Origin of the sequence: Okeania sp. SIO2F5 (genome assembly GCF_010692685.1) — a bacterium.
Taxonomy (GTDB): domain Bacteria; phylum Cyanobacteriota; class Cyanobacteriia; order Cyanobacteriales; family Microcoleaceae; genus Okeania; species Okeania hirsuta.
Genome location: NZ_JAAHGU010000006.1, coordinates 285,554 through 306,437 on the forward strand (window position 1 = coordinate 285,554; position 20,884 = coordinate 306,437).

The following is a 20,884-nucleotide window of genomic DNA, read 5'->3' on the forward strand; positions in this document are numbered from 1 at the left end:
TTAATTCTAAGTTCTTCAAGGTAAAAAAACATTTCATAATTTTATATTATTGAGGCTAGGTAAAATTTTAGAATGCTGATTTGAGTCAGATCAACTACAGTACAAGAAAATCTTTCCTGTTTGATGCCAAATTCATTTCTAAGTTGCATAGAATAATATTTGAATCAGAGTTGACTGTAGATAGAGATAGGCAAGTTAATAAATTTCATAATTCTGTGCCACCTAGCATAAAATTGGTATAACACTAAGTACCTAAAACCTAACACCTAAAACCTAAAACCCAACACCTAATATTGATATTTAAAATGTAAAAAGGATTATTGCTTAGAAGGCTGGTATCTATAAATTGACATAAATAAACTGTCGATCTTTTGATACTCAAGAATCTTGATAATTTAAAAATGAACTTAAAGTAACACAATCTCCTTGTTCTTGAGATTCAAATAAGGCTTCTTCTGCTGCTAAAAACAGACTACTATGTTCATTTTCGCTGGGAATTGTACAAGCAATTCCCATACTCATAGTTACTATAGAATTAGGTAAATTAGTCAACATATCTCTGTCAGGAGATAAAATCAATTCTTTGATTTCCCGGATCATTATTTCAGCAATTTCTATTGCTTTTCTACCATCTATTTTCGGCAAAATCATTATAAATTGTTCATTTTCCTTGTTGAAATGTACATTGTGAATATCCTGTAAAATCAGAGATATTTTTTTTGATATAACTTGTAAACAATTATGACTAAATTTAGTTCCATATTGATTTTTATAAACTTGATAATTATCTATTTCACCTAATATCAAAGCAATCGGATAGTTTTCAGCAACTATATTATTCCATTCAATCTTAGTGTAGAAGTTAAAAAAATCATGGTTACTCATTTTAACAGAATTAATATTTGTAAAAACTTGTGGATTTTGATAATCTTGATTTTTGGTTTTTTCTGCCACAGTTCGATCACTTGTCTGCCCTAATTTTTGCCCTTGAAAATAGAGAGAATATAACTTACAGCAAGGAACACAAATATTTCCATCTATTTTGACTAATCCTAAATTTTCTAGTTGATAAGTAATCATCGGTTCCAATTGAATATTTGTTGGTTCTGTAATTAGCTGTGTAAATGTAGCTGCCAGTGTTGGTTGCTTTTGTAATACTATCCATAAACTGCGTAAATAATCACTATAAATTCCTCTCTGAGTAGGAGCATCTCTTAATAATTCTTCAAAAGTTAAATTGTGATGATATAAATTATCTAAAGCCAGATGTACTAAATAGGGATGCCCCCCTACTAAATTCATCAATTCTTGTATTTGTTCTTCTGGCAACTTCAGTCCATAACGTTGAGCAAAATCTTTAACTTGTTCTAGTGTAAATTCAGATAATTTAATGGGTAAACCAAGATTAAACGGTGATTGATTCACACTTAATGAAACATATATTTCAGTAGCATGAACTAATACTAATCGCAGTTTTTTCCAAATTTCTACTATCCGAGCTTGTTCATGCCAAAATCGTAATAATGGTAAAAAATCCTGGGTAATTTTAGTATATTTAAAGACGCAATTAACTTCTTTAAAAATCAACACTACAGGACTATAAACTTCATGTAATAGTTCTTCAACAAAAATCGTACAACATACCTTATATCCTATATCTTCGTCCCAATAATCATCTATATTATAAGTCGATTTTAGCTGCCTACTAAGATTAATACAAAACCAACGTAAAAATTTTTCTGTACTCTCAAAAACTGCTGTATCAGTCTGTAAAAAATCTATAGTTATGATTCGGTAATCTAAAGTTTTAGTGTAGTTAATCAATCGTAGTAGGAAAGAAGTTTTTCCCATTTGTCTAGGCCCTCTAATCCTAATCAAACTACCTGGAGTAGCAATTTCTTGATATGCACGTTCTTCGCAAGGTGGTCGCTCGATATAAAATCTGGAGTTAAGTGCTATAGGTGTTCCTGGATTATCTGGCCTGGGATCTATACTTTTTAATTTAGGAATATATGTCATCAGATTTAAAAGATTATGTATACATTTATAGCAGTTTTCGCTTGATTAGACTACAGTTATATAGAGGATATATACAAGAATTATAATTTTTACTGCGTATTCCATCTTCCTGAAAACCGCTCTAATTTATATTCAGATATAGCTATTTAAAATAAGTCGTGAAAAATCAAAAAATAGATTATTTCTTTGTAGTTCCTGCCATCGTTTTCTAGTTCATAAATTATATGCATATTCTCTACAATATCCAAATCTAAGGTTGATTTTATTTGTATAAAGATAATATTATTTTATTTCGTATTTAAACCGTGAACTTGCCTCAATATCTACTTATATATCTTTCTTGATTACTAAAGACTTAATAATACTAATATTACCGGAAAATTGAGAACTTATATCATGTCCGGTTGAATACTTATAAATAAACAACGGAGGAGTCAGTCGGACCGAGTCAGGAGGAAATAAAGAATAAAGAGGAAGAAAAGGAGAAGTTTTTTTGAGCACTAATTATCCGGAGATGATATTACCGAATAATTAAGGTTTAAACTCTCTCCTTGGCTGCGCCGCGAGCTGTCGCTCTATAAGGAGAAATAAGCGGTCGTTAGCGCAGCTTCCCGTAGGGTGGGATGGCGTACTTCGGAGCCATATCCAATCAACCAAGAGAAGAAAAATTTTTCATGATTAGTCAATCCTTTTCTTTTCAAGGAGAGGTAATAATTAATAATTAATAATTAATTGTTGAAATACTTTAAGATCAATCATCAAAATGTTTGAATAATAATTTATCATGAATAAACTCTTTTCAACCTTCCCTTCTTTCCTCCTATCTTGCTTCCATCAAAGTATTAGTATTCAATCGAATATAATATAACCTGTCAATAAATAGTCACAACCAACAGCACAAATACTCACATTCTCTAACTCCACAGCTTCTGTCATTTTAATTAATCCTAAATCCCCTACAGGTGAAGGCGCTATTTGGCCACCAATAATTTTAGGAGCAATAAAAGCGCATATTTTCTGCACTGCACCATCAGCGATCGCCCTTGCTGCCAAAGTCCCCCCACATTCCCAAAGTACAGAAAGAAATCCGCGGTCGTAGAGATTTTCCATTACCTTTGCCGGAGTCAATGATGAAATTTCTACTACTTCAACCCCTTTTTGTCTCAAATATTGCTGAAATTCTCGATTAGACTCTACTTCTGTAAACACTAAAGTATTAGCTTCATCAACATTCCATAAATTAGCCTCTGTAGGCAAATCTAGACTGCGACTCATAACCACCCGCAAAGGATTATCAACTTTACTGCTGCGACTCGTCAAAAGTGGATTATCTCGACGCACCGTATTGCCTCCAATAATCACAGCATCACAAGCAACCCGTAACTTATGTACTTCACTCCGCGCTGCGGGTGATGTCACCCATGCACTATGACCTGTAGTAGTAGCAATTTTGCCATCAAGAGTCATGGCATATTTCAAAATTCCAAAGGGTTTTTGGTGGAGTATTCGGTGAATAAAAGCTTCATTTAGTTGACGACATTCAGCTTCTAACACTCCGACCACTACTTGAATACCAGCTTCTCGTAATTTTGCAATACCACTACCTGCAACCAAAGGATTTGGATCGATCATTCCCACCACAACCTTTGCTACACCTGCTGCAATTAAAGCTTCCGTACAAGGTGGCGTACGTCCATAGTGATTACATGGTTCTAAACTCACATAAACAGTAGCTCCTTTTGCTTTTTCACCTGCCTCCTTGAGAGCAAGCACTTCTGCATGAGGATGACCTGCACCAGGATGAAACCCTTTTCCTACAATTTGGCTATTTTGAGCGATCACACAACCTACCATGGGATTAGGGGCAGTTTTACCTAAAGCTTGTTGGGCCAGATCTAGACAATAACCCATGATTATCCGGTCGAATTTTTGTTGATTTTCACTTTGATCAAATTCTGACATCTTCAAATTTTTAGCTTCAAAGTACAAATTAAATATACATTTCCAGAAAAAAGGGAGTAGGAAGTAGGGGGAAAGAATTAATGAATAAGAGTGGGATAATTATAGCGGTTTTCACAAAGGTAGACTACAGACAAAATATAAGTATGTTTGAAGTTTAATAATTACAGACCTAATAGCTGTATTCTATGTTAATGAAAACCGCTATAATTTTATTTTTTATTATTGGAGATGTCTAATGAAGAAAGAGGGTCATTAATGCTCCGCAAACGAGGGCATCTCAAAAAAAATTTGCTGATTGCTGAGGTGCTGACCGCTGAGGTGCTTCTTTAACTACTCCTAAGACTTCCATTAATGCTTCAAATCTAGACTTAGCTACGGCACTATTGTCTGCTAATGTTTCAGTATTATTATTCCCATAATTATCTTGATCAAGTAAATCTTGATGTTCACTAAAGCGGGTTACAGTACCGCGTAATCGAGTCGATAAAAACTTAGTAATTGCTCGATAAAATCTGAGATAAAATAATACATATTGCTCTAATTTTTCATTTAATTTTTGTTTAGAGATAGACAGAATTAAAGTATTTTCTATCGCCTTTAAAGTAGCAGATGGTAATCGACCATCTACAAAAGAAATCTATCCCAAAATTTCACCAGAAGTAATAATACCTATCTCTTGATTTCCAACACCAGCTACATAAACTTTCATTGTGCCATCAAGTACAATATCAAGAGCATCAATTGGTTGACCTTCATGGATTAATATAGTGTTAGTAGTAATTTTTTTCTTACTACCATTAGCAATCATCCAATCAATGTCACGATTGCTTAATTCCCCTAAAATAGCTAACACTTTACTCATAGGATATTTGTTTAATAATACATATTTCTAAATGACTTAACTTAAGTATTTAACTGGACATAATACATTAAACCTGAAACGGCGATTCATTCCTACTACACAGATTTTACCAACATTAATACCAATTATCAAAAATAATACTATAAAAAGGAATTTGAAAATTTATGCCTACTAAGAGGCTGATAATCATATTTCCTACCCAATCTCTATCATGATTTTTATTCTTTTTTCTTCCTTACCTTTTTGCGAAATTGTTTGATGCAACAATTAGTACTAAATAACTCTAGGAAAACTTTTTTGCCTTAAGCAAGCTCCAGTAGAATGCCACCAGCATTCTAGTAATTTTATAAATCGAAGGGTTTGATAAGTTATCAATCGCCCTGATGAGCTTAATATTTTACCTATTTAGTTTACAATACTTCACAAAATTAGTTACTATAGTTTAAGATGAGGTTAAATTTTTCCTAGTGTATCTATCCTTAGACCAGATAATTTACCACTTTGAAAATAGTTATAAAAACTAATAATCCTGATAAGGAGTTAAAATATAACCATGACTGACAACTACCCTTCAACTACTGAGAAACATTTAGAAAATTATCTTGAGACAGATAAACCAGAAGAAGCTTGTGGCGTTTTCGGCATTTATGCCCCAGAAGAAGATGTAACTAAACTCACCTATTTTGGCTTATACGCACTACAGCATCGAGGTCAAGAGTCTGCCGGAATTGCTACTTTTCAAGACGATCGAGTTTACATACATAAAGGAATGGGGCTAGTATCTCAAGTATTTAATGAGTCTATCTTACAGCAGTTGACTGGTAATATAGGAATTGGTCATACTCGTTATTCTACTACAGGCTCTAGCCAGATTAATAATGCTCAACCTGCTCTGGTTGAGACTCCTCTTGGACCTTTAGCGATTGCACACAATGGTAATCTTGTCAATACACAAGACTTAAAAAAAGAACTAATTGACCGTGGATGTAACTTTAACAGCACTACAGATTCAGAAATGATTGCATTAGCGATCGCCACAGAAGTTAAAAGTGGTAAAAGCTGGCTAAAAGCTGCTATTAGTGCTTTTCATTTGTGTAAAGGAGCTTTCAGTTTAACTATTGGTACTCCAGAAGGTCTGATGGGAGTACGCGACCCCCACGGTGTAAGACCCCTTGTGATTGGTACTTTAGAAGATATCAACCCAAAAAGATATGTCCTCGCCTCAGAAACCTGTGCTTTAGATATTATTGGTGCAGAATATCTCCGAGATGTTGAACCTGGAGAGTTAGTTTGGATTACAGAAGAAGGTATGGTTTCCTTCCACTGGAATCAGAAACCACAAAGAAAGCTATGTATTTTTGAAATGATTTACTTTGCCCGCCCTGACAGTATAATGGAAGGTGGTAGTTTATACAGCTACAGACTGAAAATAGGACGCCAGTTAGCAAAAGAATCTTCCATAGACGCAGATATGGTAATAGGTGTTCCTGATTCTGGTATTCCAGCAGCTATAGGTTTTTCTCAAGAATCAGGTATTCCCTATGCTGAGGGATTAATTAAAAATCGCTATGTTGGCCGTACCTTTATTCAGCCCACTCAACACATGAGAGAATCAGGTATCCGAATGAAACTTAACCCTCTCAAAGATGTACTAGAAGGTAAGCGAATTATTATGGTTGACGATTCCATTGTGCGTGGCAACACCAGTAAAAAAATCGTTAAAGCTTTGCGAGATTCTGGCGCAACAGAAGTTCACATGAGAATTTCTTCCCCACCAGTTACTCATCCCTGTTTTTATGGCATCGATACAGATAATCAGGAGCAATTAATTGGAGCAACAAAATCAGTTGCAGAAATTGCTGAACAAATAGGTGTTGACTCTCTAGCATACTTGAGTTGGGAGGGGATGTTAAGAACAACGGATGAAGATCCTAAGACTTTTTGTTCTGCCTGTTTTACTGGTGACTATCCTATTCCTTTGCCAGACAAATTGAAGCGTTCTAAACTTGTTCTAGAAAATCCTGTCCAAGTTTAAAATGATGAAATATAGCGGTTTGTGTATAGCTTAAGTAGAATTTTGGTATTCACAAAATAGTGAGTAATATTATTTATTTTTGCCGGTCTAAATTGTGGTTAAGATACTAGGAAACCAGAGGATAAATACTGAATATATTTTAAATTAAATGATGTAGCAAAAAAATAATATGGAAAACAGTCAAAGACCTTAAAATTAATGATAATTGTAGTCCTATACTACCGATCTTCTAATTACTGACTACTTACTGTAATTACAGTTCGTTTAATGGCAAACTGTTATAGTCTTTGATGATTGATTACTGAATAATAAAAACTTTTTGTATGAGATACCCACACCTTTTTCAAGATTATCGTGTGGGTGTCTAAGTTTAAAGTAAAATTTAGCGCATCAGCATCATAATTTATACCAAATCTGTTTATTCATTATATTGTTCCGTCAAAATAAAAATGACGGGTATTTCAAAATTGAAAAGCCGATCAATCAAAATGTTTGATAGTTTATCATCCGTTAAAATTCTTTTGACAAACCACTATTTTTCAATTCATCTTTAACGTTCCTACTTAATACAAAACAGAACTATTTGATCAAATTTTTGCAACTTTATCGAAAAATCCCTGACCTAAAACCCAGACTTTTAGAGTGTGAATTAAAAAAAATTTTGAACAAAACTTCTCATGCCCGGTTTTTTTATACTATCTGACAAAGTCTAGTATCATGTCTGTTTGAATAACCACTTCGGAAAAATTTAGGGAGTAGGGAGGTAGGGGAAATTTGTTTTCTGCGCATTCCGCACCGAAAAAATATTCTCTCTCAAAAGAAGAAAATTTTTATTATGGCTAATTAATGAGACTTGATATCAGATTAAGGTCGAACCATAATAATTTATGAGTGCCTACTACGGAGGAGTTGCGCTTTCAAAGTCAAAGCTAAACTTCAGAAATACGTAGAAATAGATGATCCTATTTGTACATCTAAATTCATCCAAAATTTGTCGATTCTTAATATTTATGGCAATCAAAAAATTAACAACTATTACTTTTGAAAGTCTGTATCCGTCACGTTTGTTTGTCCCAAATATTTCTTAAGATAAGGTGAAAACACTTCATAAATTAATGTCAGTGGTTGGCCATGATGCCAAAATAGGTAATGTCGCCCCCAAAATGGTCCTAACTCGCCAAAAGCTAACTCTAATTCTCTAGAATGACCATAATAAATTCCCTGGACATCTCGATATAATTCAGTCCGCAAACGAGCTAAACTAGCCCAAATAGGCAAAGACCGATTTTGCAAATACTCATCCACATGACTCGCTTCCCACCAAGAAGCAGCATAAGCTAGCCTTTGTCCTGAAGTTGTTCTCAACCATACCTGTCGTCGCAGTCTAGGGCCAGGTACAGCATGAATTAAGTCAGGGGCATTATCCAGATTCATGCCAATGGGAGACATATCAATTACATCAACTTCTGTGGGTTCAGTTGTCAAAAGTTGCAAGTGACGAGTGGGAGAGCCATCTCCAAGTAGTAATATTTGCCATGTGGGTGAAAGTTGGGAGTGGGGCAGACCTTGGCGAACTACTTCTTCTCCTCCTTGCCATAAAGGAGCTAGGGAGTACCAAGGTTTGGGTTGTATAATAGAATGTTTGGGTGAAATAGCAGTCAATTTTTTCTTTACAAAACTTAACTTAGTTATTCCGATCATAGCGTCCCGACTCAATTCTTTCTACTAGCATCAAAATAATTAGGGTTTGCTTATGGAAGTCTTATGGGTGAGGGTAGGAGTCAACCCACCCCCGCCCCTCCCAGGAGGGGAAAAGCCGAGTCAGGAGGAATGAGGAATTACAGAGGATGTAGTCGGAACAATTGTTCTGAGATTTTTCTGCCCTTGTCTGCTCAAAATCCTGACATTTTCAGCTTAAGGGAGCAAAAACCTTGCACTTTTTTAGTACACGCCTTGGCTAATATCTTTATATACCAATGCTTTTAGATTTAATCAGCAAGCCCTAATTAGGGTTTGCGTATGGAAAGTCTTTTGGTAGAGGTAGGAGTCAACCCACCCCCGCCCCTCCCAGGAGGGGAAAAGCCGAGTCAGGAGAAATGGCAATTATAGAGGAGGTAGTCGGAAAAATTGTAAGAGTGATTTTTCTGCCATAATCGTCCCAAAATACTAGCTTTATGCAGCTCTTGCCACCGAAAAGCTGACACTTTTTTAGACCAAAAAATGCTACAACCTTTATCTGTCAATGCTTTGATATTTAATCAGCAAGCCCTAATTAAACGAAATAATACCAATTAACTTAAAATTTTGTCACGAATAATTTCACACACGGAACTTACGCAAAGGTACTATATATAGTAGAGAAAAACTATAGCACTATGGTATATATAGTGTTTTTTTCGGAAAAATGCGTAAGTCCTGACACAATAAGTGCAAAATTCTTACCTAATACCATTTCTCTCTAACAATGTGCTTAATAATTGTTGCTCAGACCTGATTACAGTGACTATTCTTGTCTTTATATTAACTGCAACTTCATGGAGAAATGGTATAAGTAAAATTATTATCAGTTAAACTTTTTAGCTAAATCAATCTTAAACTTTTTACTTTTGACTTTTAACTGTAATGAAGTTCATCTTAACCCAGCTTTTAACGTAGCCTTTCGGTCAGAAATGGAGACCGACTAATTACGCACTTGATGCATGATTTATGTGAAATATTATCAGAAGTAAAAAGGTAAATTTAGAGGAGTATTTAAACTGCCTCTAAATCTTTTATGGGGGACTTCAAGCCATTCCTTTAAGAAGTATTAATGGAAGATCAAAACTTTCTAGTATTGGCTTTTTGTTTCTTCCTTTCCTAGATAATGCTGCACATTAATATCATGCTGTAAAACAAGTCAAGCAAGTTAAAGTTCAATAAAGATTTTTGCTATATTTCATACTATTAGTAAACAAAAATTAAATTACTGCGTCTATGAATAAAATATAGCGCTAATACCAATTTCATAAAAATTTGTCTATCAGGTAATAACTCCATAAAATAACAGGGAATATTAAAAGATAAGTCTATGAAAAAAGATAAAAAAAATTAATATTTATAAAATTTGCAAGGGATAAAATTTTATACTATAGATATCAAACACAGATTAAGATGTAAGTAATACCAAATTTAACGCATTTTTGCTACATATTTTTTAGAGTAGGGAGTAGGTAAATAACGAATAAGATATCTTTACTTCATACAAATAATTGCTCAAAACATTACTGAGCCTTACTTATTACTTAATAACTGAAGTGTTATATAAGTATAGAATGATTTTTAGGAATTGGTATAACTTGGTCTAAATTTGGTATAAGAAAAAAAAGACTGACAGCGATTAAATCCTAAAATGTTACAGATTCTTTGAGTATAGCTTAGTACTGAACCCTTTACTATTAGTTCTCAGATATTAAGTATGATACAAGAGAGATAATTTATAAATAATCAAAATTATGAATAAAAAACAACCATCATCCTTATGGAAATCAATGACTAACAAGGCATCAACAGTTAGAGAAAATCTTGGTAAAAAAGTATCTAAAGCCGGGCAGTCAATCAGTGAAAAAGCTTCCGAAACTGCTAAAACTAAAGCTTCAGAAATGGAAGAAATTATCAGTAATAAAGCATCAAATATTGGTAAATATTTTAGAGAAACTGCTAAAGAATCTGCCTTTGGAAAACAGCAAACTAATTCTGAATCATCTCCAGAAATAGAAAATGATTTAGAACAAGAAGAAATATATCATATCTTTGTTGCTTATCAGGTTGCGAGTCAGGGAGGTACTCAAAAAGTTACTCTTAAATCAGGTAAAAGCTATAACGTGAGAATTCGCACCAATAGTACTGAAGGTTCTACTTTACGATTAAAAAAATGCGGTTTACAAGGAAATGATGCCTTTCTAGTTTTACATACTTTTTATAATTCCGAATTCAACCTAGACCGTCGGATGAATAATTTGATAATTCATTCATCAATTTATGAAAGAAGCAAAACTAGATGTTTAGAAGCTTATAACAGAATTAATGTCGGTTTATATGTTTATGATTTAGCAGCACTCAATCTATTGGATTTTATTGTTAACTCTTCAAATATAGATTCCTTAATTGGTTTACGCTATACAATTGCCAGTGAAAATTCGCGGTGGATAGGTATTGATAAAAGTTTAGAAGAAGTGTTAGAATTTGCCAATTTAAGTGAAACTGAAAAATGTCAAATCAAGAGTATTTATCAATATATTAAAGCAGCAGACCCTTTACCTAAATTAGATGATTTTCAACAGTTAAATGCGATGATTTTAAATTCAGCGATCGCCTCTGAACTGAAAGATAAATATTTATTGGCAAGTGCTACATCAACTGGGTTAAGAATAGATATGTTGATTGTAGATTTGATTTACAATAGCTCAGAAATAAATGATAATCAGCGTCGAAAATATTTATCGTTATATCAGAAGATTAAAGAAGGTGCAAAAGTCACAGATAATTTGATTTCAGAAAGTTTAGATGCGATAATTATTCAGGCAGAAATTCCGAGAATATGCAAGATTGTATATCAACTTTTAAGAGAAAGATATTTTGAAATAGAACTAGAATTAGAAAAACTAGACCGGGAAGAATTTTACTCAGTTTTTAGCAAATTCAAGAAAGTAGAACAGTTTGTCAAACAGGCAGAAAATCCAGCAAAAATTACAAATAGTTTCGGGAATATTGCCATTCAGAAAGGAATGTTAATCGAGGAAGCGAATGATGCCGTAGTTAGTGGTGGTGTTGGAGTATTAGCAGGGGTAAAAGTATTAAAAGGAGGAGAAGCTTTAATTGGAGCTGTGGGTTTAGTAGCGATCGCCTCGACATTGGAAATGAGTACTCAGGAGAAAATTAAATTAGGAATTACTGAGGAGGGAAATTTTTCTGGAGCAGTTGCTTATAGTGGAATTATGAATGCTATTAATCAAGTTAGTTGGGTAATTGGCGATGGTGAAGAAAGAAAATTAGAGCAGAAATTAGATATTTTTGGAATGTTTAAAGGTAGTCAGGATAAAAAGCAAATTTTACAAGAGTTGGAAACTAAATTATATAGTTCAAATCCATAATATTTTATTGATTAAAAGTAAGCATTCAGTTCTGAGTAGTCAGCTATCAGCAATTAATAATGGATAATTACTACTAAAGTTAAGGAAGAGTACTTTGGTAGTAAATTTTAATTCTATTAAATTATCAAAATTGTATTTAATATCCACAAAATATACTTGATAATTCAGATTTTTTTTTGACAATATCCGGCTTGGTTAGTAAAACCCGACAGTTTAGTTTGATAAATATGATGATTCAAATTACACGCTATAACCGTAATTTTTCGCTTTTATTTTATTTATAATTCGACTATTGTATTCTGAGAATACCAAACCAATTGAATTAATATGTCAGAAGTCAGAGAACCCAAATATCCTGTTATTTCTTACAACCATATACTATCTGAACTTTCTGTTAATCGCGAAGATCCATGTGAAGTTATTCGAGAATTAATCTCTAATTCTTATGATGCCAATGCCTCTAAGATTCAAATATACCCACTTTTACAAGAAAAAGGATTTATATATTTTGATAATGGCATTGGTTTAAGTGAAACAAAAGAAATTAATGGTATTACTCCTTATGTAGCTTTTTTCTCTATCGGAAAATCCACAAAAATTCAAGGAGAGTCTATAGGGTATAAATGTCAAGGTTCTAAACTTTGTTTTGCATCTAAAAAGATTACTATCATTACTAAATGTTCAGAGGAGAATTCCTGGAGATATAAATCAATAGATAATCCCCAAAAAAATATTAATGATTCTTTCGATATTGCTTCTGAGTTTAGTGAGCAACCTTGGAATATTTTAACTGAACTTTTCCCCAGAAAAAAAGCTCAAACTCAAAACATAGTTAAAGAATTAAATCAAGATTTTTTTACTTCTCAATTTAGCGATCGAGGAACAATGATTATTATTGAGGGATTAGAAGTTCAAGATTTTTCAGATTATTATTCCTCAGATGACTATGGAAAAAAACAATGGTCATATTTAAAGCATTATATCCGCTTCAATACAAGACATGGCGATATGAGAATACTAAGACCTAACTATACAGGTTTTCCTCAAAGGAGAGAGATTTCATTTAGAGAAACTTCTGGATACAATGAGCAATGCAAACTATCTCTATGGTCTAAGACTAAAAAGGATAAATATACATTAAAGGATAAATATACATTAGAAGAAATTAAACCAGGATATCCTTATTTACCAAAACCAGATGCAACTGAAGCAAAAAAGATTAAAAGTCCTGCTCAAGTATCAAGCCTTGATAATGGTAATTTTTCTGCCCGTTATTGTTCTACTTTTTCATATGAGGAAACAACTTATTGTATAGTTTTAGCAATAGATGGAAGGACAAGAACCCGTAACCAATATAAAGAATTAGGCAGACAAGGCGATAGTAGGTCTGGAATTAAATTATCCTCTCAAAGAGGAACTTTTATTTCATCTGAAGGTGTGAAAATTTGTTCTTACAATAAAATTTTTGAGCATGAATCATTAAAAGAATATTCTATACTTGCAGACACTAAAGTTCAATACCATTATATTTTGCTCATTAATGGTAGTTTTAATATGGTGACAAATAGAAATTCTTTGACTGATGCTTCTAGACAAATTTTAAAAGACAATTCCTTCCTGAAAAATATTAAAAAGTTTCTAGATGAAGCCAAAAGACAACTTCCTATTTTCCATGAATTGATTGAAAGATTAAATAAAGAAAATCAAGAGGCAAAATTAGAGGCATATACTCAAAGATTAGACAAGCTTAAAAAAGATATTAAACATCGAACAAGATTTAAAGTTAACAACATAGAACAATTAAAAGATAAATGGATTATACAACCAGAAAGAGGAGAAGAACATTGGGTAGGAGCATTATATACAATGTTTTCTCATTTAGTTACTATTGATTTACCTTATGCAGAATTATGGGTACGTCCAAGAACTTTTTGTGGCGTTGGTCTTGATAGTATAGCAGTTCCATTAAAAGAAAATAGTTTCAAAGACACAGTTCACATAGGACTAGAATATAAATACACTTTTTCCTCGACAGATGAATATAATCATCCCTTTATTGTGACGAATTTTATAGTTTGTTGGCATATGTCTATCCCAGAAGAGCGGGAATTAATTAAGGATGCTTATGGCTATTTTGGATATGTATCTTTAACAGAAGAATTAAATAATATTGGTTATGAAATAATTAAAATTGAAAGTCAAACAGGTGAAATTCATAACCAAAACATTAAAGTAATTAGCCTCAAAAAATTACTCGATCATACTTTTGATTGTCAATGGACTACTCCTCCAAAATAAGCACCTAATAATATCTAAAACTCAACCTTTTTTGCTTTTAGATAGTTCATCGTATTTGCTGTGGAGTATATTTCAAAGATTTTCCAAATTATGTGGCCAGAAAAATTTTCGAGGCGATCGCCCCATCCCAAAAACACACCTTGAGGTATTTCTACAGCTCAAACACTATATCTGCTATAGCACTATAGTTATTCACTAGACAGGACTTAGGTCAAAGCACTATATATAGTAGATAAAAACTATAGCACTATGGTACATATAGTGGTTTTATCGGAAAAATTCCTTAGTCCTGACTAGAAGATTTTTCGATTATCTAGCCAGAAAAATTTTCTAGGCGATCGCCTCTTCCCAAAAAAAACACCTTCAGGCATTTCTCAAATTCAAACATTAGAACAGCTATAGCACTATAGTTTTTGATTGAAAGCTCACAAAATGTAAATGACTGCCATGAAAAAACTATAACGTTTGAGTTTAGATACTTCCACTGCGCACGGCATCATTGTGAACGCCACCAAAAAATGGAGAGTGAGGTAGGTGGGTAGGAATAAATCTCCCCTTCACCCACAATAGTTGGAGGCTCACAAAATGTGAGTGACTGCCATGAGAAAACTATAACGTTTGAGTTTAGACACTTCCACTCCACAGTCAATCATTGTGAACGCCACTAATATAGCATTATAGTTTTTCACTAGACAGGAATTAGGTAAAGGCACTATATATAGTAGATAAAAACTATAGCACTATTGTATATATAGTGGTTTTGTCGGAAAAATTTGTTAGTCCTGACTAGAATAATTTTCGATTATCTAGCCATAAAAATTTGCTAGGCGATCGTCCTACCTCAAAAAAACATCTGGAGGTATTTCTCAAATTCAAACACCAGATAAACTATAGCGCTATAGTTTTAACTATCCACATCTAACGTTAATTCCTGGGTCCCAAAAAAGATAAAGTCAGAGATTATTACTTTAACCCCTGACTATTCTCCAATGCGGATGGCGAGACTCGAACTCGCAAGGCAAAGCCACACGCCCCTCAAACGTGCGCGTATACCAATTCCGCCACATCCGCTCTAGTTAGCATTTATCAACTAAACTTCAAGAAAATTATAGAATTTTAGCTAACAATATAAAATGATAACATAAAATTCTGGAATGTCTACAAGAAATTTTCTAAAATCCTCTTAATGTAGCAGCCGTCAGGGCAGTTAGGACATTATCCCTCCTCTCAAATTTAGTCACAGTAAGAATGGGGAAAGAGTCATTCACTCCCAATCACTTATGACAAAAAAATAAGGTCAATAGCTTCCCCCTTTCAAAGGGATGAAAAAAAATAAACTTTAGTATTTCAACCCTTTGGGTTTAACTAGAGTTACTGATAACTGATAACTGATAACTGAAAATGCGGTTCACTAAAATTCTCATAGCCAACCGAGGCGAAATAGCCCTACGCATTCTCCGCACCTGCGAAGAAATGGGCATAGCCACCATCGCCGTCCACTCAACAATAGACCGCCATGCTCTCCATGTGCAACTGGCGGACGAAGCAGTTTGCATTGGTGAACCCACCAGCAGCAAAAGCTATCTCAACATTCCCAATATCATTTCAGCAGCCTTAACTCGTAATGCCTCTGCCATCCATCCAGGCTATGGCTTTCTGGCTGAAAATGCCCGGTTTGCAGAAATCTGTGCTGACCACGACATTGCTTTTATTGGCCCAACGCCAGAGGGGATGCGGGCCATGGGGGACAAATCCACAGCCAAAGAAACCATGCAAAAAGCAGGAGTTCCCACAGTTCCAGGAAGTGATGGTCTTCTCACAGACGAAAAAGAAGCAGTAGCGATCGCCAAAAAAATCGGCGTTCCCCTGATGATCAAAGCCACTGCTGGAGGAGGGGGACGAGGAATGAGACTTGTTCGCCAAGAAAACGAACTCTCCAAACTGCTTCAGGCAGCTCAAGGAGAAGCAGAAGCAGCCTTTGGGAACTCTGGAGTCTACATAGAAAAATTCATTGAACGTCCACGTCACATTGAATTTCAAATCCTGGCCGATAGTCACGGAAACGTTATTCACCTGGGAGAAAGAGACTGTTCTATTCAGCGTCGCCATCAAAAGTTACTAGAAGAAGCTCCCAGTCCAGCATTAAGTCCTAAACTACGTCAGAAAATGGGAGAAGCTGCAGTCAAAGCAGCCAAGTCTATCAACTATATAGGTGCTGGCACTGTAGAATTTCTCCTAGACCAGTCTGGTGAATTCTACTTTATGGAAATGAATACTAGGATTCAAGTAGAACACCCAGTCACAGAAGTAGTTACAGGACTTGACTTAATTGCCGAGCAAATTAGAATTGCCCAAGGGGAGAAACTGCGACTAACCCAAAAGCAGGTGACTTTTAATGGCCATGCAATAGAATGCCGAATTAACGCCGAAGACCCAGACCATAATTTTCGGCCCCATCCGGGTCGCATTAGTGGTTATCTACCACCGGGAGGTTTAGGAGTGAGGATGGATTCTCATGTTTATACAGACTATGAGATTCCACCTTATTATGATTCTTTGATTGGTAAATTAATAGTTTGGGGACAAGACCGTCCTACTGCTATTCAGAGGATGAAACGCGCTCTAAGAGAATGTGCTGTGACAGGAGTTCCCACAACTATCAGCTTTCATCAAAGAATTTTAGAGACTCCGGAATTTCTGGAGGGGCAAGTATATACAAACTTTGTTGAGACTGTGATGAAACCCGATAGTAGTAAATAAGTAAGTTGGCGCAAAAGAAACTAAGTATGTAACAAAAAGTAAAGTAGCTCTAAAACCTCTTCCCTTTTGCCTTCTGCCTTCTGCCTCCTGCCTTCATTAGCTATAGCATCATTCTTAATAAACCTTGCTGGCCTAAAAGCAACTCTCGTAATAAGCTGAAAATACCTACCCAAATAATCGGACTAATATCTACTCCACCTAGAGGAGGCACAATTTTCCTAGTGGGGGCTAAAAATGGTTCCGTAGGCCAAAAAATCAAGTTAAACGGAAGTTGATTGATATTTACCTGGGGGTACCATGTGAGAACTATTCGGAAGATAAATAAGAAAGTCATTAACCCCAGGAGAATACCTAGAGTCCAATTCGCTAATGTCAGATAGTCCATAAGACAATAAAAAAATGTAATTTTGTCAAGTAAAAATTAGCTTTAAGTTACTTGATTGTATTTCAAATGATGAAGCGCTATTAATACAAGTTTTTCCCTTTTGAAAAAAAACTTTTTCACCATAATGATATAAGTTATGGCAGTTTGCAGATTAGTTAATTGTGAAAGTTTGACCAAATTTTCAAGAGAAGAGGAACTTTTGAATAAGTATGTAATTAAGTAAGTAGCTTTAATATCAACCACTGAAATATCTCCTGTTCCCGAAAATCTTTTGTGTAGCGCTGTAGAAATAATCTACCAGTGACACAATTCCATAAACATTAGTAATTGATCCTTCTACCTTCTGTACAGCCACACTAAAAATTTGGATAGTCCTAAATATGTAAGGATATTGATTAGTAAATCCTTTTCATGGTCAGGAGGTAAGCGATAAAATCATTACTTGTTTACCACGACCAAAATTTGTACTGAAAAAAATCGCAAACCGCTATAATATCTAAAATAAAGTAAATCAAATTTTGTGGCAAAGGGCAATAATCCATGACTCCTTCTTTATCAAACTTCTTATTAAGTCTACTGGCGGGAACTCTAATTGTAGTTATTCCTGCTACAATTTTTCTGATATTCGTCAGCCAAAAAGATAAAGTTACCCGTTCCTAGACCCTAGATAATAGAAATTTTTCTTTTTGGAGCAAAGGTTAAGTCAGAATACCATTTCCTAGAAGTCTAAAAATCATGAATTCTTCTTAGGAATAAACTTTTTTCTGCAATAACCTAACAGTTATGTGAAGAGCCGAAAAGCAAACTATTTTAGGTTTAAGTTTCACCTAATTTTTTTTTGCAAAGACAAAGTTAAAGCCTCAGACTATAGAATAGGGAAGACAGTGATATAATTGTCCAAACCTAACAAGCTGAGGTTTTTCTTTGTTAAATTGATGATATAGCAGAAGGCAAAAGGAAAAATCTGGCGTTGTCTGAGTTTTTAGCTTTTGATATGTCAAATATAGTAATGGCGACTGCTATACAATATCCAACTAAATATTAAATAAGCTTTATATCTGCCAAATAACTTCAAGTCTAGATACCAAAGCAGGATAGAAATTTTAAACTTGAATTACTAATTGATGAATTACTTAGGAGATTTAGAATGGTCAACTTAGGATTAAATTGGAGTAGTTTGCTAGGAATAATCCTGGCCATAGCAGGAGCAGGACTATACTTTCTCCGCACATGGCGTCCAAAACTAGCGAGAGACCACGATATTTTCTTTGCCGCAATTGGCTTACTATGTGGAGGTATTCTTATATTCCAAGGCTGGAGACTAGACCCTATTTTAGCTTTCGGTCAGTTTTTGTTAACTGGTAGTGCCATATTCTTTGCAGCAGAATCTATCAGAATGAGAGGTCTTACAACTAAGCAAGCTAGAGAACGTACCCCTATTGTAGATGAAGAAAGATCGGTAAGTCCTGTTTATGGTTATGCAGAAACAGACTTAGACGAACTAGAACCTTATGAAGAATATCCTGCTAACCGTCGTATCAGGGGTACTCAAGATTATCGTTCTTCTAGGCCAGATAATTTTGAGGATGACTACCGCCGTCGTCCTCCTAATCGCAGAAGTAGTTATGATAGACCAGGAGAAACAAACCCAAGATTACGCAAACGTGGTCCTCGTTCAGAAGATTATCCTACTAGATCGTCTTCTGAATATTGGGAAAACTCTGTAGATTTAGAAGATAAGAGACCTACTTCTCGCAGTCGAGGTAATTTCAGTGATACTAGTAGGCCAGAAGATAGACTACCTCGCCCTCGTAGTCGAGATAGCTGGGAGACTTCTAGTACTGAAGAAAGAGCATCTAATAACCGTACTCGTCGCCCTATTCCTGAAACAAGCTACTCGGAAGAAATATCCTCTAGAACTAGAAAACGTCGTCCACCAGAAGCATCATCTACTGATGGAGAAGCAACATCAGAAAATTATGTAGAGTATACTCCTATGGATTCTGTTGATAGTGATGTTAATGGTTAAATAAATTTATAATAGAAGTAGGAATATTAGGTGGGGATAATTTGTCTTTTTAGAGTAAATAAAAAAATCCCATTTTTCCCCGCCCATTCTATTATTTATTTAGTAGCTGAATATCAATACTTCTGTATAAAATGTATAAAATAAATTTTTGCTGAATCTAAAAAATTATCATCAAAGCTTCACCACAAAATTCCTAATTTACTCATTAATAAGCTGTTTTGTATTCAAACCATATATCAAATTTTTTTCAAAGGGAACAGCGGTGCGAACCCGCGGGGTGCGACAGATGCAAGCGTTAGGAACCCGGCGAGGTCTCCTCGCCATGGGAATGCCGATCAAGAGAGGGAATGCGCACTCCTGTGAGGGAATATAGAATCTAAATGATTCTTAGCTTATTACTAATTTTCTATTAGTTTATAAACAATAGTTCAAACTGTTCAAATGTTATGAACTCCTCTATCCATTTTCAGTGAACTATAACCCCAATACTTTGCTGTGGTAAAATGAAGCCCTAATTGATTAAATTTCTTGTTTAATTTGCTCTACAACTATAGAAATTTTAGCAGTTTTCAATTTAGTAAAAAATACAGGGTACATAGACTTTAGCCTAAAATTAGAACGAACCTCTTCTCATAGACCTCTAGTGATAATTAATCTCAAACCCTGATCATACATGCATGGGCAAAAACTTAGTTCCCACCAGATATCTAATGGTAAAAGTTATATGTTTCACTCAAGTGAAAAGTGCTATTGCTATAATTATTAATAACTTTATCTACAAAGCTTGCGCGAAGCTAATGCCTAGAATACTTGAAAGCCAATTCCCAATACAATAATTAAAGAAGAGATAAATTCAATCTACCATAACTTTTCAGTCTAGTGCTAATAATTATTAGAATAAGTAAGTCGGCCAAATGAAACCTAAAATAACTGATATAGCAGAAGGAAGAAGGAAGAAGGCCTTTAGTTATCTAGGCGATTTAGTTATCTAGGCGATTTAGTTATCTAGGCGATTTAGTTATCTAGGCGATTTAGTTATCTAGGCGATTAGTTATCTAGGCGATTAGTTATCTAGGCCTTTAGTTATCTAGGCGATTTAGTTATCTAGGCGATTTAGTTATCTAGGCGATTTAGTTATCTAGGCGATTAGTTATCTAGGCGATTAGTTATCTAGGCGATTTAGTTATCTAGGCGATTTAGTTATCTAGGCGATTAGTTATCTAGGCGATTTAGTTATCTAGGCGATTAGTTATCTAGGCGATTAGTTATCTAGGCGATTTAGTTATCTAGGCGATTTAGTTATCTAGGCGATTTAGTTATCTAGGCGATTTAGTTATCTAGGCGATTTAGTTATCTAGGCGATTTAGTTATCTAGGCGATTTAGTTATCTAGGCGATTTAGTTAT

At 34.5% G+C, this 20,884-nt stretch carries 11 protein-coding genes and 1 tRNA gene; 6 read left to right on the forward strand and 6 right to left on the reverse strand.

Features of this window, described 5'->3' with window-relative positions:
• Window positions 1–378: 378 nt before the first annotated feature.
• The 3 genes from F6K27_RS04270 to F6K27_RS04280 form a co-directional block, all read right to left on the reverse strand.
• A complete protein-coding gene (locus F6K27_RS04270) occupies window positions 379–2,019 on the reverse strand; it encodes an AAA-like domain-containing protein (protein ID WP_287274365.1) in 1,641 nt (546 codons plus the stop codon).
• Window positions 2,020–2,868: 849 nt separating this feature from the next.
• Window positions 2,869–3,981: a bifunctional diaminohydroxyphosphoribosylaminopyrimidine deaminase/5-amino-6-(5-phosphoribosylamino)uracil reductase RibD gene (gene ribD / locus F6K27_RS04275; RefSeq protein ID WP_287274366.1), complete on the reverse strand. Its 1,113-nt coding sequence runs from the start codon at window positions 3,979–3,981 to the stop codon at window positions 2,869–2,871.
• 637 nt (window positions 3,982–4,618) lie between these two features.
• Window positions 4,619–4,843 carry a cyclic nucleotide-binding domain-containing protein gene (locus F6K27_RS04280; protein ID WP_287274368.1) on the reverse strand — a complete coding sequence of 75 codons (225 nt, stop codon included), beginning with the start codon at window positions 4,841–4,843 and terminating at the stop codon, window positions 4,619–4,621.
• Window positions 4,844–5,396: 553 nt separating this feature from the next.
• Between F6K27_RS04280 and purF the strand changes: the two genes are divergently transcribed.
• Window positions 5,397–6,878, forward strand: a complete 1,482-nt coding sequence (gene purF / locus F6K27_RS04285; protein WP_287274370.1) for an amidophosphoribosyltransferase — start codon at window positions 5,397–5,399, stop codon at window positions 6,876–6,878.
• Window positions 6,879–7,913: 1,035 nt separating this feature from the next.
• On the opposite strand, the gene F6K27_RS04290 is transcribed toward purF, so the two are convergent.
• A complete protein-coding gene (locus F6K27_RS04290; protein WP_124142820.1) occupies window positions 7,914–8,540 on the reverse strand; it encodes a chorismate lyase in 627 nt (208 codons plus the stop codon).
• 1,829 nt (window positions 8,541–10,369) lie between these two features.
• Between F6K27_RS04290 and F6K27_RS04295 the strand changes: the two genes are divergently transcribed.
• Both F6K27_RS04295 and F6K27_RS04300 read left to right on the forward strand, forming a co-directional pair.
• Window positions 10,370–12,007, forward strand: coding sequence for a hypothetical protein (locus F6K27_RS04295; protein ID WP_287274371.1), 1,638 nt, complete (start codon window positions 10,370–10,372; stop codon window positions 12,005–12,007).
• A gap of 327 nt (window positions 12,008–12,334) precedes the next feature.
• The gene (locus F6K27_RS04300) at window positions 12,335–14,305 is read left to right on the forward strand and encodes an ATP-binding protein (protein WP_287274373.1); all 1,971 of its coding nucleotides are present in this window, start codon (window positions 12,335–12,337) and stop codon (window positions 14,303–14,305) included.
• Between the two features lie 990 nt (window positions 14,306–15,295).
• Here the strand turns inward: F6K27_RS04300 and F6K27_RS04305 are convergent.
• Window positions 15,296–15,376, reverse strand: a tRNA-Leu gene (locus F6K27_RS04305).
• 330 nt (window positions 15,377–15,706) lie between these two features.
• Here F6K27_RS04305 and accC point away from each other — a divergent pair.
• On the forward strand, window positions 15,707–17,065 hold the full coding sequence (gene accC / locus F6K27_RS04310; protein ID WP_287274375.1) for an acetyl-CoA carboxylase biotin carboxylase subunit: 1,359 nt from the start codon (window positions 15,707–15,709) through the stop codon (window positions 17,063–17,065).
• A 100-nt stretch (window positions 17,066–17,165) separates the two neighbouring features.
• Here the strand turns inward: accC and F6K27_RS04315 are convergent, their stop codons facing one another.
• Window positions 17,166–17,450 carry a YggT family protein gene (locus F6K27_RS04315; RefSeq protein ID WP_124146590.1) on the reverse strand — a complete coding sequence of 95 codons (285 nt, stop codon included), beginning with the start codon at window positions 17,448–17,450 and terminating at the stop codon, window positions 17,166–17,168.
• 540 nt (window positions 17,451–17,990) lie between these two features.
• On the opposite strand from F6K27_RS04315, the gene psbX reads away from it, so the two are divergent.
• Together psbX and F6K27_RS04325 are read left to right on the forward strand one after the other, a co-directional pair.
• Window positions 17,991–18,110, forward strand: coding sequence for a photosystem II reaction center X protein (psbX, locus tag F6K27_RS04320; RefSeq protein WP_124146589.1), 120 nt, complete (start codon window positions 17,991–17,993; stop codon window positions 18,108–18,110).
• A gap of 487 nt (window positions 18,111–18,597) precedes the next feature.
• Window positions 18,598–19,479, forward strand: a complete 882-nt coding sequence (locus tag F6K27_RS04325) for a Ycf66 family protein (protein WP_287274377.1) — start codon at window positions 18,598–18,600, stop codon at window positions 19,477–19,479.
• Window positions 19,480–20,884: the final 1,405 nt, after the last annotated feature.

Coding starts and splice junctions, on each gene's coding strand:
- F6K27_RS04270 (WP_287274365.1), bottom strand. CDS start 2,019: ATGACATATATTCCTAAATTAAAAAGTATAGATCCCAGGCCAGATAAT.
- ribD (WP_287274366.1), bottom strand. CDS start 3,981: ATGTCAGAATTTGATCAAAGTGAAAATCAACAAAAATTCGACCGGATA.
- F6K27_RS04280 (WP_287274368.1), bottom strand. CDS start 4,843: ATGAGTAAAGTGTTAGCTATTTTAGGGGAATTAAGCAATCGTGACATT.
- purF (WP_287274370.1), top strand. CDS start 5,397: ATGACTGACAACTACCCTTCAACTACTGAGAAACATTTAGAAAATTAT.
- F6K27_RS04295 (WP_287274371.1), top strand. CDS start 10,370: ATGAATAAAAAACAACCATCATCCTTATGGAAATCAATGACTAACAAG.
- F6K27_RS04300 (WP_287274373.1), top strand. CDS start 12,335: ATGTCAGAAGTCAGAGAACCCAAATATCCTGTTATTTCTTACAACCAT.
- accC (WP_287274375.1), top strand. CDS start 15,707: ATGCGGTTCACTAAAATTCTCATAGCCAACCGAGGCGAAATAGCCCTA.
- F6K27_RS04315 (WP_124146590.1), bottom strand. CDS start 17,450: ATGGACTATCTGACATTAGCGAATTGGACTCTAGGTATTCTCCTGGGG.
- psbX (WP_124146589.1), top strand. CDS start 17,991: ATGACTCCTTCTTTATCAAACTTCTTATTAAGTCTACTGGCGGGAACT.
- F6K27_RS04325 (WP_287274377.1), top strand. CDS start 18,598: ATGGTCAACTTAGGATTAAATTGGAGTAGTTTGCTAGGAATAATCCTG.